Genomic DNA, 14,964 nt, shown 5'->3' with positions numbered 1-14,964 from the left:
CGTCATTGACTAATCAATCGTTTGATTGAATTCTATTCGCATGATTGAGCGAGTCGACACAAAATCCGTTTCCCTCTCTGATCCCGGAACAGCCGGGGCTTTGGTGCGCGCCGCCATCGCCATTTTCGGGCAAAAGGGGTTTGATGCCACCTCAACCCGAGAGATCGCCGCCGCAGCGCAAACCAATGTCGCCTCGATCGCATATCACTTCGGCGGCAAGGACGGGTTGCGCCGCGCCTGCGCTGCCGCCTTTGCCAGCCATATTGGCGGCCTTTTGAACCTCGACACCCTGCCCGAGCCCGAAACGCCACAGGCCGCCGAAGCCCTGATTTTGACGATTGTTGAGCGCTTTGCGGCGCATATGATCGCCGATCATGACATGCAGTCCCGCGTGGCCTTTATGTTGCGCGAAGTGGCAAGCGGCGGCAGCGGGCTCGATAGTTTCTATGAACAACTGGTGGTTCCCTCCCACACGCGGTTTTGCCGGCTGTGGGAAACCGCAACGGGCGAACCCGCCGAGGCGGAAACAACAAAACTGCTGATCTTCACCGCGCTGGGCCAGATCCTTTACTTCCGCATTGGCGCGCCCGTGGTCACCCGCCGCATGGGGTGGACAGAGATCGGCCCCGAAGAAACCGCACGCATCGTCGCGATTTTGAAATCAAACATCTCCGCGCTGATCGCACAGCACCGAAGGAGCAGTCTATGAGCCTGTGTTCTTTGCCGATCATTGCCTCCTTTTTGGCCGCCTGCGCGGCACCAAGCGTTTTGGCGACGGGCTATGTCGAGGGGGAACATGTCGCTTTGGCGCCGGTCGCCTTGGCCGAATTGCGCCTGCTGGAGGTGGCGCGAGGCGATCAGGTCGTGGCGGGCCAAACCCTTGCGATGCAAGAGGACCGCGACGCCATGATCGCGCTTGAGCAGGCCAAGGCAGCCCTTGCCCAAGCGCAAAGCCAGCTTGAAAACCTGCAACAGGGAAAACGGCCCGAGGAAATCCGGGTGATTGAAGCGTCGCTTACCTCTGCCCGCGCGCAATTGGTGGAAACGCGGCGCACCGCCGCGCGCTATGAAACGCTGGCCACCCGTGGTGCCGCCACAGAAGCCCAGCGCGAGGATGCGCAAACCGCGCTGAGCGTGGCAGAGGCAAAAGTGGCCGAAATAGAGGCTGATTTGGTCGTGGCCAAGCTGCCTGCCCGCGCCGCCGAGATCGCCGCCGCAGAGGCCGCGGTGCGCGCAGGCCAAGCCAGCGTCGATCAGGCGCAATGGCTTTTGGACAAGCGCAAAGTGCAAGCGCCCGCCGATGGGGTGATTTCCGATGTGCTACGCCATCCCGGCGAAATGGTCGGCCCAACGGCACCCGTCTTGACGATGCTGCCCGAGGGCGCGGTGAAACTGCGCCTTTATGTGCCCGAAGGCGAGATTGCCGCGATCCATCCCGAAACGCGCCTGCGCATCAGTTGCGATGGCTGCGCGCCGGGGCTCACCGCGCGGGTGAGCTACATCGCGGACGGGCCAGAATTCACCCCCCCGGTGATCTACTCGCTGCAAAACCGCCAAAAGCTGGTCTATCTGGTGGAGGCGCGGCCCGAAGGGACGACCAGCCTCAAACCCGGCCAGATTGTCGATGCCACCTTGGCCGAGAGTGCGCATGAGTGACGCCCCCGCCATCACCGTCACCGATTTGGTCAAGACCTTTGGCACCCGGACCGTGGTGGACCATGTCTCGATGCAGGTGAACCGGGGCGAGATCGTTGGCTTTTTGGGGCCAAACGGCTCGGGCAAAACCACCACCATTCGGATGATGTGCGGGTTGCTCACGCCTGATGGCGGCACTGGCTCGGTGTTGGGCCATGACATCTTGCGCGACCAGCGCGCGATCAAGCGCGAGGTCGGCTACATGACCCAGCGCTTCAGCTTTTACGAAGACCTGACGATCGCAGAAAACCTTTCTTTCGTGGCCGGGGTTTACGGCCTGCCCAAAGGCGCTGTGGACGATACGCTCGAAGATTTTGGGCTGAGCAGCCGCAAGCGGCAATTGGCGGGCTCACTTTCGGGCGGCTGGAAGCAACGCCTCGCGCTCGCCGCGTGCCTGATGCATACCCCCCAGCTTTTGATGCTGGATGAACCCACAGCGGGTGTGGACCCAAAAGCACGGCGCGAGTTTTGGGATGAAATCCACACCCGCGCAAGCGCCGGGCTCACCGTCCTTGTCTCCACCCATTACATGGATGAGGCAGAGCGCTGTCAGCGGATCAATTACATCTCTTATGGCAAGCTGATCTCGCAAGGCACAGTCGCAGAGGTCGTGCGCGATGCCGGGCTCACCACCATGATCTTGCGCGGCGGCGATTTGAGCGCAGCGCAAACCCAGCTTTCAGGCCGAAATGGGGTCGATCAGGTGGCCCCCTATGGCACCGATTTGCATGTGATCGGGCGCGATGGCCCTGCGCTGCGCGAAGCCGCGCAAGCGGTGGCACAGGAAACCGGGGCCACCGTGCATGAGGCCGACACCAGCCTTGAAGATGTGTTCATCCAGCTCATGGGTGCTTCAACGGACAATATGCAATGACACGGCTCCTGTCCTTTCGCCGCCTGATCACCATCATCCGCAAAGAAGCGGTGCAGATGCGCCGTGACCGGATCACCTTCGCGATGATGCTGGGCGTGCCGCTGATGCAGCTTTTGCTCTTTGGTTTTGCGATCAACAATGACCCCAAGGGCCTGCCCGCCGCCCTCGTGGCCACGGCGCAAGATCGGTTTAGCCGCTCAATGGTCAGCGCGCTGGAACTGACGGGCTATTACCGCTTCACCCACCCCTATGTCTCCGCCGCCGAGGCGGAGGAATTGATGGCCACGGGCAAGGTCAGCTTTGTTGTGACCGTGCCTTCAGATTTTGGCACCAAGGTTTTGCGCGGCGATCACCCGCAGATCTTGATCGAGGCGGATGCCACGGACCCTTCCGTCGCCTCGGGCGCGATTTCCACTTTGGGCACCGTGGCGACGCAGGCACTTTTGCGCGAAAGCGGCTCTAAAACAGCCCAAAGTGCCACTTCTGCCAGCGAAGTCGATGTCGTGGTGCATCGTCGCTACAACCCCGAAGGCGTCACCCAATACAACATCGTGCCCGGCCTTTTGGGCGTGATCTTGCAAATGACGATGGTGATGATGACGGCGATGGCGCTCACCCGCGAGGTGGAGCGCGGCACGATGGAAAACCTGCTGTCCATGCCCGTCACACCGATTGAGGTGATGCTGGGCAAGGTGCTTCCCTATTTTATTGTGGGCGCGGTGCAGGTCTCGGTGGTGCTGATCGCGGCGCGGCTTTTGTTTGGCGTGCCGTTCTTTGGCAGCTTGTGGCTGCTCCTGCTGGGTGTCTTCATCTTTGTGATGGCACTGGTGGTGCTCGGCTATGTGTTTTCCACGCTGGCGCGTACGCAAATGCAGGCGATGCAGCTCACGTTCTTTTACTTCCTGCCCTCGATCTTGCTTTCGGGGTTCATGTTCCCGTTTCGCGGCATGCCGATTTGGGCACAATGGATTGGGGAAACACTGCCGCTCACCCATTTCCTCCGGCTCATCCGGGCGGTGATGCTTAAAGGGGCGAGCCTTGGCGAGGTGGCGCAGCCACTCTTAACGCTGACGGGCTTTGCCTTTGTGTTTTCGCTTTTGGCGCTGAGCCGGTTCCGCCAAACGCTGGATTGAAAAGGGCCGCCTTTTGGGCCGCCCTTTCGTGGCTCAAACGAACCGGTTCCAAAGATTTTCGAGCCGTTCTTGGCGGCCCGAGCGCGGCTCGGGGTTGATGCCCTTTTCGCGCACCAAAGCCTCTATACTGGCCAAATCCGAGCCAAGCATCGCTTTTGCTTCCGACGTATCCCAGCCCGCGTAACGCGCGGCGCGGTTCGCCTCAAGACTGCCATCCTCCAAAAGCGCAGCGGCGGCCTTGAGCGCACGGGCACAAACATCCATCGCCCCGACATGGCCCAAGATGAGATCTTCCGCATCCAGCGATTGACGGCGGAGTTTGGCATCGAAGTTGGTCCCGCCGGTGACAAAGCCACCCGCCTTCAACACCTCATAATAGGCGCGCGCCATTTCCGGCACCGAATCCGGGAACTGGTCGGTGTCCCAACCGGATTGATAGTCATTCCGGTTCATGTCGATCGAACCCAGAATGCCGAGCGAAGCCGCCAGTGCCAACTCATGCTCGAAGCTGTGCCCTGCCAAAATCGCATGGCCCTGCTCGATGTTCACCTTCACCTCATTCTCAAGGCCGAAGCGCTTGAGGAATCCGTAAACCGTGGCGACATCGTAATCATATTGATGCTTGGAGGGTTCTTGCGGCTTTGGCTCGATCAAGATCGTGCCTTTGAAGCCGATCTTGTGCTTGTACTCGACCACCATCTGCAAGAACCGCCCGGCATGCTCGGCCTCGCGCGTGAGGTCGGTATTGAGCAGCGTTTCATAGCCTTCGCGCCCGCCCCAAAGCACATAGTTCTGCCCACCGAGCTTCAGGGTGGCATCCATGCAGGTTTTCACCGTCGCCGCCGACCAGGCAAACACATCCGGGTCCGGGTTGGTCGCCGCGCCTGCCATGAAGCGGCGATGGCTAAACAGGTTCGCCGTGCCCCAAAGCAGCTTGGTCTTGGAGCTTTCCATCTTCTCGCCGATGTAATCGACGATGGTTTGCAGATTGCGGGTGTTTTCGGCGAAATCCGCGCCCTCGGGGCGGATATCGGCATCGTGGAAGCAAAAGAACGGCGCCTGCAAGATGTCGAACATCTCAAAGGCCACATCGGCCTTCATCTTGGCTAGGTCCAGCGTGTCGCCAAACCACGGGCGTTGGAAGGTTTGCCCGCCAAACGGATCACCGCCCGGCCAAGCAAAGCTGTGCCACCACGCCACGGCAAAGCGCAGATGCTCTGCCATGGTTTTGCCCGCCACGACTTCCTCGGGGTTGTAGTGGCGGAAGGCGAATTCATTCGTCGACTCCGGCCCCTCGTAGCGAATTTGCGGGATACCCTTGAAGAAATCGGTCATGTCAGTCCTCGGATTGCGGCCTGCGCCGCACGGTAGCGGGCATGGCCTTCGTCAAATGCCGCACTCAAGTCTGAGACAGGCTCTATTACGGCAGAAATCGTGGGTTGGCGCGCCACTTCGGCACCTGCGCCCGTGGCCGCCATCAGCGCCAAACGGGCCGCGCCAAAGGCTCCGCCAAAATCCCCCGCCACAGGCAGGGAAACCGGCGTGCCCAAAGCGGTGGCAATCGCCTCGCACCAATAGCGCGATTTGGAGCCGCCGCCGACGGCCAGCAGGCTTTCAATCTGCGTGCCCGTCGCCGCCAAGGCATCGCGGCAATCGCGGATCGCATAGGTCACACCTTCCAGAACCGCGCGGGTTGCGGCGGCGCGGTCGGTCGCATGTTCGAGCCCGATAAACGCCCCACGAATGGCGGCATCATTGAGCGGTGTGCGCTCCCCCCCCAAATAGGGCAAGAACAGGGTCTTTCCGGGCGCTTCCAAAGCGTTCAGCCCCGCGGTCAGTGCCTGCGGCTCGGCCCCCACCAAACGCGCATACCAGTTGAGCGCATCGGTCGCCGACAAGATCACCCCCATCTGGTGCCATGTGCCGGGCAGCGCGTAGCAAAAGGTATGCACGGCGGTCGCCGCATCGGGCTGATAGCCGTCATTCGCCGCAAAGAGCACGCCCGAGGTGCCAAGGCTGACAAAGGCTTGACCTGCCTTCACAACCCCCACACCAATGCCAGAGGCGGCATTGTCGCCGCCACCACCAGCCACCACAACGCCAGCCGGAATCCCAAACCGTTGTGCCAATTCCGGGCGGAGTAGACCCGAAACTTCGGACCCTTCCACCAGTCGCGGCATCTGATCGCGGCGCATGCCGGAGGCGCTCAGCAACTCCTCCGACCAATCGCGTTTGCCCACATCCAGCCACGCCGTGCCTGCCGCATCCGACATTTCCGCCACATGCTCGCCCGTCAGCCACAGCCGCAGATAGTCTTTTGGCAAAAGCACCTTGGCGACGCGGGCAAAGATATCGGGCTCGTGTTTGGCAACCCAAACAAGCTTCGGCGCGGTGAAGCCCGGAAAGACGATATTGCCGGAAAGCGCGCGGAATATCGGCTGCGCATCCAACGCGGCCGCCTCCACATGCGAGCGGGTATCGTTCCACAAAATGCAGGGCCGCAGCACGTCATCCGAGGCATCAAGCAGCGTTGCCCCGTGCATTTGCCCCGAAAGGCCGATGCCGCGTAAACTGCCCAAGCCAAACCCAGCCAGTTCTGCCAGCACCTTTTCTGCGGCCCCGATCCAATCTGCCGGGGCCTGTTCGGACCAGCCCTCATGCGGGCGCGAAACGCTCAGGGGCGCGGTTGCCTCGGCCAGAACCTTTTGATCCTCGTCGATCAAAATGCCCTTCAGACCAGACGTGCCCAGATCGAGACCGAGATACATCAGAGCACACTCCCGTCTGGTTTTTTGCCCAGAATGATCATGCCCAAAATGTCTTCATCGGTGACTTCGTTCACATTCACCGTGCCGACAAGCTGGCCGTTCTTCATGACCGAGGCGCGGTCGCACAGCTTCATGACGTTGTGGATGTCATGCTCAATCAAGAAGATGCCCAAGCCTTGTGCCTTTAGCTCCTGAATAAGCTCGGCCACCATCTGCGTTTCATGGGGCCCAAGCGCCGCAGTCGGCTCATCCATGATCAGGATTTTGGCGTTGAAATAGACCGCGCGCGCAATCGCCACCGATTGCCGCTGGCCGCCCGAAAGCGCCTTCACCGGCTCTTTGAACTTGCGGAAATTGGGGTTGAGGCGGCCCATGATCTTGCGCGTCTCGGCCTCCATCTGCGCATCGTCGACAAAGCCCAAAGGCGTAACCAACTCGCGCCCCAAAAACAGGTTCGAGGCGGCATCGAGGTTATCGGCCAGCGCCAGCGTCTGGTAGATCGTCTCGATGTTATAGCGGCGCGCATCGCGCGGGTTGCGGATCTCGGCCTTGTTGCCGTTGATGTAGATCGCGCCGCTGTCCATTTGATAGGCGCCCGACAGACACTTGATCAGGGTCGATTTGCCCGCGCCGTTGTGCCCCAAAAGGCCCACCACCTCGCCCGGATACAGGTCGATGGTCACATGATCGACCGCCTTGATCCCGCCAAAGGCAATGGAGATGTCGCGCAGTTCGACAAGCGGGGTTTCTTGAGTGCTCATACCTTTTCCCCCGTGCGCTTGCGGTATTGAATATCGATCCAGACGGCCAGAACCAGTACGCCACCAACAACGATGTTTTGGAACGGCGCATCCACGCCCACCATCGCCATGCCCGATTGCAGCGATTGCATGATGATCGCGCCCAGAACCGCGCCATAGATCGTGCCGATGCCACCCGCCAAAGCGGTGCCGCCAATCACGGCTGCGGCGATCACGCGCAACTCATCGAGCGTGCCGATATCGTTGGTATGGTTGGCCAAACGCGCCTGCGCCACCATCGCCGAGATCGCACAAAGAATGCCCATCAAGGTGAAGATCTTCACCGTCAGCATCCGCGTGTTGATGCCCGAAAGCTCTGCCGCATCAGGGTTGCCGCCCGCCGCGAAGATGTAGCGGCCAAGGCGCGTGCGTTGCGCCAAAAGCGTCATCGCCACCGCAATCACGATCAACAGCAGCACCGAAATCGGCAGGCCGTAGTAATCGACATAGCCCTCGGGCATCACTTCGCCCGCTTGCTGGAACTGCCGTTTGAGCCGCCCAACCGGAATTTCATAGCTGTTGAGAATGCCAATGAACCCCATGATCGCAACGACAGCCGTGCCCATCAGCACGCCTTCGGCCCACATCGGTTTCACCGGGAACTCATGCTGGATTTTCGCTTGGCGCGCGCGCCACAGCACGAAAACCGCCGCAATCGAGAAGATCACGCCCAACACCCAGGACACCATGGCGCCCACCGTGCCATCGACACCGCCAACAAGGCGGAAGGTCGGGTCAAGCGGGCCAAGCGTCTGACCATCGGTCAGATACCAGCCGACGTTGCGCCAAATGAGCAAGCCGCCTAGCGTGACGATAAAGGCCGGAATGCGCTGATAGCCGATCAGCCAGCCGTTGAAAGCGCCGATCAGACCGCCGGTCAGTAAGCCGCCGATCACGGTGATCGGCATGATCAACGGATGCCCGAGCCCAAAGACCTGCGGCAGCAATTGCACCTGCATCACGCCCATCACGGCGGAGCACATGGCCAAAACCGCGCCGACTGACAGGTCAATGTGGCGCGTAACGATAACGAAAACCATCCCCGTCGCCATGATCGCCACCGAGACGGTTTGGATCGACAGGTTGAAGATGTTGCGGGCGGTGAGAAAGCGCCCGTCGGTGAACACGTTGAAGACAAGGCAGATCACGACGAAAGCGCCGATCATGCCCAAAAGCCGTGTGTCCACTTCAAGCGATTGCAACAGCGACCGCTTCGGGGCCGCCTCTTGCGGAGCCGATTTGTTCATGGGGGTATCCGATTTCTGACGGGGCGCGCAGCGACGCCTGCGCGGCGTCGAAGGGGGCGGCCCTTTTCGGGCCGCCCGCGGTTCAGATCAGTTGCAGGGCGCCGGGCCGTTGGTCACGCCTTGGCACAGGGTCTCTTGCGAGATCCAACCCGCGTCCACGACCACGCTCAGATTGTCTTGCGTGATCGGGACAGGCGCCAAGAACTTCGCCGTCATCGTGGTGCCGGAGGGGGAGGTCCATTCCACCGCGCCATCAACATCGCTCATCGCGGCGCCGCCAGCCATCGCCACGGCAATTTCTGCCGCCGCTTTGCCCAATTCGCGCGAGTCTTTCCAAACCGAAACGGTTTGCGAGCCCAGCGCGATGCGGTTCAGCGCAGCGTGGTCACCATCTTGGCCGGAAACCGGAACCACCATACCTTGCGCCGAAAGCGCCGCCACAGCACCGCCGGCCGTGCCATCGTTCGAGGCCACAACCGCATCGACATTGTTGTCATTCGCGGTCAGGATTTGTTCCATGTTGCGCTGCGCGTTCGCGGGCAGCCAGCCGTCGGTATAGGCTTCGCCGACAATGGTGATATCACCCGCATCAATCGCGGCTTGCAGCACCTCTTGCTGACCGCCGCGCAGGAAGTCTGCGTTCGGGTCGGTGGGCGAGCCTTTGATCATCACGTAATTGCCGGTCGGCGCTTTTTCGAACACGGCACGCGCCTGCATCCGGCCCACTTCGACGTTGTCGAAGGTCAGATAGAACGCCCGCGGGTCTTCGATCAGACGGTCATAGGCAATGACCGGAATGCCTTCGTCGGCAGCCGCTTGCACCGCCGGGCCAATGGCCGCGGTATCTTGGGCGAGCACGATCAGCGCATCCACCCCTTGCGCCATCAGCGATTCAATATCGGAAAGTTGCTTGGCCGAAGACGATTGCGCATCGGCGGAAACGTAAGTCGCACCAGCGGCCTCAAGCGCAGCTTTGATCGCGCCCTCATCGGTCTTCCAACGCTCCTCTTGGAAGTTCGACCAGGACACGCCGACGGTCATCTCTGCATAGGCTGTGGTGGCAAGGCCTGCCGTCAGCGCGACGGCGGCCAAAAGGGGTTTATACATGTCTTCCTCCCGTTTGTGGCCCTTGCGGGCCGACCGACGGATTCGTCGGCATGAAGAAAGGATGGCGCTCATAATTTTAGTTGTCAAAATAAAAATGCGGCGCAAAGATGGATTCGGATGCAAAAAGCGCCCAATCCTGCCGCATCGCAGCATTAATTTGCGTTATTTTAGCGCTAAACCTGCTGAAGCTGCGTTGTTTAGTTTATCGATCGAACGAAAGCTGCGCCATGAAACGAGTCTCCCCCATCGGAAAGGCCTCGATCGGATGTGGCCCGTTGATTCAACCGCTTAGCGAGACGAGCCGCCCGCTGCGGCAACAGATTTTTGAGCGCGTCCGCGCGGCTGGCCAGATGGCGCGGGTGCAATTGGCGCGCGAGCTGCAAATCTCCCCCGCCTCGGTGACCACGATCACCTCAGAACTGATCGAGGCAGGCTTGATCGAAGAGGTGCAAACGGTGCGGGAGGGAGAAACCGCGCGCGGCCGCCCCGCCGTGGCGCTGCGCGTGCCGCCAAACCGCCGCCTTGTCGTGGGCATCAAACTCTCGGACCGCGAACATACCGCCGTGCTGGTGGATTTCGCGGGCAATCTGATCGCGGGCGAAGCGATCCCGCGCAGCCCCGGCGCCATGGCGTTGGAGGGGATTCTGGATGCCGCCGAACGCCTGCTCGACCGCGTCTGTGCGAAGGGCGGGGTAAGCCGGGATAGGGTCGAAGCCTTGGGGCTTGGTGTGCCCGGCTTTGTCGATTGTGACAGCGGCGTGGTGCATTGGTCACCGATCCTTTCCAGCCGCCACGTCCCCTTGCAAGACGCTTTGCGCGCCCGCCTTGGCCGCACCGTCTTTGTCGATAACGATGCCAATCTGGTGACTTTGGCCGAGCTGTGGTTTGGCGCCGGGCGGCGGCTGTCTGACTTTGCCGTGGTCACTATCGAGCATGGCTTGGGCATGGGTTTTGTGATCAACCATCGCATCTATCGCGGCGCGCGCGGCATGGGGATGGAGCTGGGCCACACCAAGGTGCAGCTTGATGGCGCTTTGTGCCGCTGCGGGCAACGCGGCTGTCTTGAGGCTTATGTGGCCGACTATGCGCTGGTGCGCGAGGCGCAGACCGCGCTGAACCTGCCCTTGGGCGAAATGCAATCGGTCGGCGTGATGCTCGAAAGCCTCTTTGACCATGCCAAGGCGGGCAATGCGGCGGCGCGGTCAATCTTTCGCCGCGCGGGGCGTTATTTGGCGGTGGGACTGTCGAATATCGTCAACCTGTTTGACCCGGCGCTGATCATCTTGTCGGGCGAGCGGATGCGGTATGACTATCTTTATGCCTCCGAAACGCTTTCTGAAATGCATGCGATGATGCTCGATACCGGGCGCGACGCGCCACAGATCGAAACCCATGCCTGGGGCGATTTGCTTTGGGCGCATGGCGCGGCAGCGCTGGCACTGCATGAATTGACCGAACAATTGCTGGGCCCCAGCCGGGAGATGGCCGCGCAATGAAACGCTTTACCCTTTGCCTGATCGCCTTTCCGGCCTGTGCCGAGCCGATTTTTGTGGAGGAGGCCGCGAGCTTACCGCATCCGCAAATTTACGCGGGCGGGTGGGAGCATTTTGTCGGCGGCGGGGTTGCGGTGCTCGATTGCAACGGTGATGCAAAGCCCGATCTTTTTGCGGCAGGCGGAGAAAATCCGGCTGCTTTGTTTGTAAACCACTCCGCGGCCGGAGGGGCGTTTCAGTTCACTTCAGGCGAAATTGAACCTGTTTTGGGTGTGACCGGGGCCTATCCGCTCGACATAGATTCCGATGGGGTGATGGATCTGGCCGTGCTCCGCGCGGGGCCCAACCAGCTATGGCGCGGCTTAGGCGATTGCCGCTTTGAGGAGGCCACCGAGGCTTGGGGCCTGCCCACGCGTGACGATTGGACCACCTCTTTCACCGCCACATGGGAGACGGGGCAAAGCTTGCCCACGCTTTTCTTTGGCAATTATGTCGACCGCACCAATCCCGACGGCCCGTTTGAAGCCTGTGACAGCAATGCGCTGCTACGCCCAAATGGGATGAGTTATGCTGAAATAGAGCCTATTTCACCGGGCTACTGCGCGCTCTCAGCCCTGATCACAGATTGGCAGCGCGTGGGCGAACCGGAACTGCGCATCTCCAACGATCGCCATTACTATGTGCGCGGCGGCTATGAGCAGATGTTCCGCCTGAACCCACTGCAAGAGCGCCAAGATTGGCCGCATGTCTCGCTGTGGGGCATGGGGATTGCGAGCCGCGACCTGACCGGCGATGGCCTGCCCGAGGTAATGATGACCTCGATGGGCGATCAGCTTTTGCAGATCAACCGCGGCGATCATTTTGAAAACGCGCCCTACGCGCGCGGCACCTATGCGCAGCGGCCTTTTGTGGGCGATGATGGCCGCCCCTCCACCGGCTGGCACCCCGCCTTTGGCGATGTGGACAATGATGGTTTGGTCGATCTGTTCATCTCCAAGGGTAATGTCGACCAAATGCCTTCCAACGCGACACATGACCCCAATAACCTGCTGATGCAGGCGCCAGATGGCACGTTTCACGAGGTTGCCGATCTCGCGGGCATCGCCACCACACACCGTTCGCGCGGCGCGGCTTTGGTGGATTTGAACGCCGATGGGCTGTTGGATTTGGTGGTGATGAACCGCCGCGCGCCGATGGAGCTTTGGCGCAATGCAACCCAAGATACCGGCCATTGGGCCGAAATAGAGCCTATTCAGGCAGGCACCAATCCCCAAGCCGTGGGCGCTTGGGTCGAGTTGCGCGTGGGGGATAAGGTCGAGGCGCAAGAGGTCACGGTGGGGGGCGGCCATGCGGGTGGGATGGCCGGGCCGCTCCATTTTGGGCTTGGCACCGCCACGCAAGCCGAGGTGCGGGTGATTTGGCCCGATGGCGCGGTGGGGGATTGGCAGCCCGTCGCGCTGGATGCCCGGCAAGAGGTAATTCGCTAACTAGCGCTCCACCGGCAGCCCACTCGGCACGGTTTCAGGAATCCCAAGCCGCCCAGACAATGCGACCGGGTCCGAAAGCGTCTCTAAAAAGGCCAAAATCGCTTGAACCTCTTCGGGCGACAGCACCACCCCCGGCGCGGCGGCGGCGGCAATTTGCGCGACCTCGGCAGGTTGATCCATCTCCGCCCAATCGGGTTTGGTATCGGGCAAGGCGGGCAAGACCGCCTGCGCGCGATCATACTGCTCAAGCGCTTCGCCGCGTTGTGCATGATCGGCAATGAAAGCGCCCAAATCGTTATGGCTGCCCGCATGGCCCCAAGGCCCGGTTTGCAGCACATTGCGCAGACTTGGCGTGCGGAAGGCAAACAAATCCTCCGCCGCGCCGGTCACCCGAAAGCGGCCCTCGTCGCGCGAATGGCTTTCAAACCGCTCCGCCTTGCCGGGGCCAAGCTGCGGCGCGCCCATCGCATGAAAGCCTTGATCGGTCAGAAACGGGCCGGAATGACAACTGGCACAGCCCGCCGAACCGTAAAAAAGGTCTGCCCCCTTTGCCGCCTGAGGCGAAAATTCCGCCTCCCCGCGCAAGACCGCATCAAAGGGGCTGGAGTCAGAGCGCCACTCGAAGGCGATGAACTGCGCAATCGCGTTGGAAATATCGGTGAAATTGAGCGCGCGGCCCGCCGCGATTTCTGGGTAAGCCGCCTCAAACGCGGTTTGATATTCGGGGATCGCGGCCACCCGCGCCGAAATCCGGCTCCAGGCGCCATTGTCCCCCGTAATGAAGCCCGAACGGACCGCCTTCGCCACCTCATTTTCATTGTAATGCCCGGCCATTTCATCGGGCGACAGCACCGGGAACATGGTCTGCGCAGAAAGAACCGAGGCAAACCCCGCCACCATTTCCTCATCCATCGGCGTGCGGATGCCAGAGGGGCGGGTTGGGTCCACTCCGATCCGGCCATCGTGGAAAAGATGGGTGAAATCCTTGGCCCCAAGGTTAAACATCGCGGGCGAATTGCGCGGAATGCGTTGTTCGGGCGTGTTTTCCGCGCTCACATGCCGGTCGGCCCCCAAACCCGTCGCCCCCTCGCCCAGCCCAAGGCTGAGCCCATCAGAGGTGCCAAAGCGCGGATGATGGCAAGACACGCAAGCAATATTGCGGTTGCCCGACAGGATCGGATCATAAAACAACAGCTGACCGAGCCGCACCTCTGCCAAATTGACCGGGTCATAATCGGCATCGGTAAGCGGTGGCGGCAAAGCCTCTGCCTGCGCGGCAGAGGCCAAAATGAGCCAGAATAGAGCCTGTTTTAGCGGTCTTCCGACGATCTTGCCCATAGGTTGATGGCCTCGTCCTGTGCGTGAAGATCAATCTCGGCCAGTTCTTCGGCGGTGAAGCTCAGGTTCTCCAAAGCACCGACACAATCTGTCACTTGTTCGGGCTTAGAAGCCCCAATCAGCGCCGTAGTGATGCCGCCGCGCAAAACCCAAGCAATTGCCATTTGCGCCAAGGTCTGGCCGCGCCGCTCGGCAATTGCGTTCAAGGCGCGGATCTTTTCCAACGCCTGATCGGTCAGCGTATCCGGGTTGAGCGATTTGCCCTGCGCCGCCCGCGTGCCTTGCGGGATGCCTTTGAGGTATTTGTTCGTCAACAGCCCCTGCGCCAGCGGGGTGAAAGCAATCGAACCCACGCCAAACTCGGCCAAAGTCTCCACCAGCCCGTCCCGCTCCAGCCAACGGTTGAGCATATTGTAGCTGGGCTGATGAATGAGCAAAGGCACGCCAAGACCGCGCAAAATCTCTACCGCTTCACGGGTCCGCGCCGAATTGTAAGACGAAATGCCCACATAAAGCGCCTTGCCCGAGCGCCAGATTTGTTCCAGCGCGCCCATCGTTTCATCGAGCGGCGTCTCTGGGTCAAAGCGGTGCGAATAGAAGATATCGACGTAATCGAGCCCCATCCGCTTGAGCGATTGATCGCAAGAGGAAATCAGATACTTCCGGCTGCCCCATTCGCCATAGGGCCCCGGCCACATGTTGTAGCCCGCCTTGGAAGAGATGATCAGCTCATCACGGTAGCCGGCAAAATCAGTCTTCAAAATCTCGCCAAAGGCCTCTTCGGCAGACCCGGGCGGGGGGCCGTAGTTGTTAGCAAGATCGAAATGGGTGATGCCAAGGTCAAAAGCCGTGCGGCAGATGGCGCGCTCGGTAGCATGGGGCGTATCATGCCCGAAGTTGTGCCAAAGCCCGAGCGAGATCGCGGGCAGCTTCAGCCCAGAGCGGCCGCATTTGCGATAGGTCATGCGGTCATAGCGGGTGGCGGCGGGGGTATAGGTCATGTCTTTCTCCAACTGCGCCAA

Annotated in this window: 13 protein-coding genes; 6 read left to right on the top strand and 7 right to left on the bottom strand. The window is 61.0% G+C overall.

All coding sequences use genetic code 11. The annotated features are described in order from the left end of the window. Window positions 1-40 precede the first annotated feature (40 nt). The 4 genes from BW967_RS07105 to BW967_RS07090 are packed head-to-tail and all read left to right on the top strand — an operon-like array spanning window position 41 to window position 3,702. A complete protein-coding gene (locus tag BW967_RS07105) occupies window positions 41-709 on the top strand; it encodes a CerR family C-terminal domain-containing protein (protein ID WP_076484369.1) in 669 nt (222 codons plus the stop codon). Further along, a complete protein-coding gene (locus BW967_RS07100; protein WP_076484368.1) occupies window positions 706-1,656 on the top strand; it encodes an HlyD family secretion protein in 951 nt (316 codons plus the stop codon). The genes BW967_RS07105 and BW967_RS07100 overlap by 4 nt, the downstream gene beginning before the upstream one ends. Then, window positions 1,649-2,569, top strand: coding sequence for an ABC transporter ATP-binding protein (locus BW967_RS07095; RefSeq protein ID WP_076484367.1), 921 nt, complete (start codon window positions 1,649-1,651; stop codon window positions 2,567-2,569). The genes BW967_RS07100 and BW967_RS07095 overlap by 8 nt, the downstream gene beginning before the upstream one ends. Next, window positions 2,566-3,702, top strand: a complete 1,137-nt coding sequence (locus BW967_RS07090) for an ABC transporter permease (RefSeq protein ID WP_076484366.1) — start codon at window positions 2,566-2,568, stop codon at window positions 3,700-3,702. The genes BW967_RS07095 and BW967_RS07090 overlap by 4 nt, the downstream gene beginning before the upstream one ends. Before the next feature lie 33 nt (window positions 3,703-3,735). Here BW967_RS07090 and xylA read toward each other — a convergent pair whose 3' ends face one another. The 5 genes from xylA to xylF all read right to left on the bottom strand — a co-directional run bounded on the left by xylA (window position 3,736) and on the right by xylF (window position 9,624). After that, the gene (gene xylA, locus BW967_RS07085; protein ID WP_076484365.1) at window positions 3,736-5,037 is read right to left on the bottom strand and encodes a xylose isomerase; all 1,302 of its coding nucleotides are present in this window, start codon (window positions 5,035-5,037) and stop codon (window positions 3,736-3,738) included. Further along, window positions 5,034-6,470 (bottom strand): xylulokinase, encoded by a 1,437-nt coding sequence (xylB, locus tag BW967_RS07080; protein WP_076484364.1) that lies wholly within the window; start codon window positions 6,468-6,470, stop codon window positions 5,034-5,036. Before xylB ends, xylA begins: the two co-directional genes overlap by 4 nt. After that, complete coding sequence (locus BW967_RS07075) at window positions 6,470-7,231, bottom strand: ATP-binding cassette domain-containing protein (RefSeq protein ID WP_076484363.1); 762 nt, start codon at window positions 7,229-7,231, stop codon at window positions 6,470-6,472. Before BW967_RS07075 ends, xylB begins: the two co-directional genes overlap by 1 nt. Continuing rightward, complete coding sequence (locus BW967_RS07070) at window positions 7,228-8,517, bottom strand: sugar ABC transporter permease (RefSeq protein ID WP_076484362.1); 1,290 nt, start codon at window positions 8,515-8,517, stop codon at window positions 7,228-7,230. The genes BW967_RS07075 and BW967_RS07070 overlap by 4 nt, the downstream gene beginning before the upstream one ends. Window positions 8,518-8,604: 87 nt before the next feature. Beyond that, complete coding sequence (xylF, locus tag BW967_RS07065) at window positions 8,605-9,624, bottom strand: D-xylose ABC transporter substrate-binding protein (RefSeq protein ID WP_076484361.1); 1,020 nt, start codon at window positions 9,622-9,624, stop codon at window positions 8,605-8,607. Window positions 9,625-9,851: 227 nt separating this feature from the next. Between xylF and BW967_RS07060 the strand changes: the two genes are divergently transcribed. Both BW967_RS07060 and BW967_RS07055 read left to right on the top strand, forming a co-directional pair. Continuing rightward, entirely contained in the window at window positions 9,852-11,120 is a 1,269-nt protein-coding gene (locus tag BW967_RS07060) for an ROK family transcriptional regulator (RefSeq protein WP_076484360.1), read from the top strand. Continuing rightward, window positions 11,117-12,604, top strand: a complete 1,488-nt coding sequence (locus BW967_RS07055; RefSeq protein WP_076484359.1) for a CRTAC1 family protein — start codon at window positions 11,117-11,119, stop codon at window positions 12,602-12,604. Before BW967_RS07060 ends, BW967_RS07055 begins: the two co-directional genes overlap by 4 nt. Here the strand turns inward: BW967_RS07055 and BW967_RS07050 are convergent, their stop codons facing one another. Continuing rightward, window positions 12,605-13,942 carry a cytochrome-c peroxidase gene (locus tag BW967_RS07050; protein WP_076484358.1) on the bottom strand — a complete coding sequence of 446 codons (1,338 nt, stop codon included), beginning with the start codon at window positions 13,940-13,942 and terminating at the stop codon, window positions 12,605-12,607. Further along, the gene (gene mgrA / locus BW967_RS07045; protein ID WP_076484357.1) at window positions 13,915-14,943 is read right to left on the bottom strand and encodes an L-glyceraldehyde 3-phosphate reductase; all 1,029 of its coding nucleotides are present in this window, start codon (window positions 14,941-14,943) and stop codon (window positions 13,915-13,917) included. Before mgrA ends, BW967_RS07050 begins: the two co-directional genes overlap by 28 nt. Window positions 14,944-14,964: the final 21 nt, after the last annotated feature.

The sequence above is a fragment of the Rhodobacter aestuarii genome (assembly GCF_900156655.1).
Lineage (GTDB): Bacteria > Pseudomonadota > Alphaproteobacteria > Rhodobacterales > Rhodobacteraceae > Rhodobacter > Rhodobacter aestuarii.
This window is presented reverse-complemented; position numbering and strand designations above follow the sequence as displayed.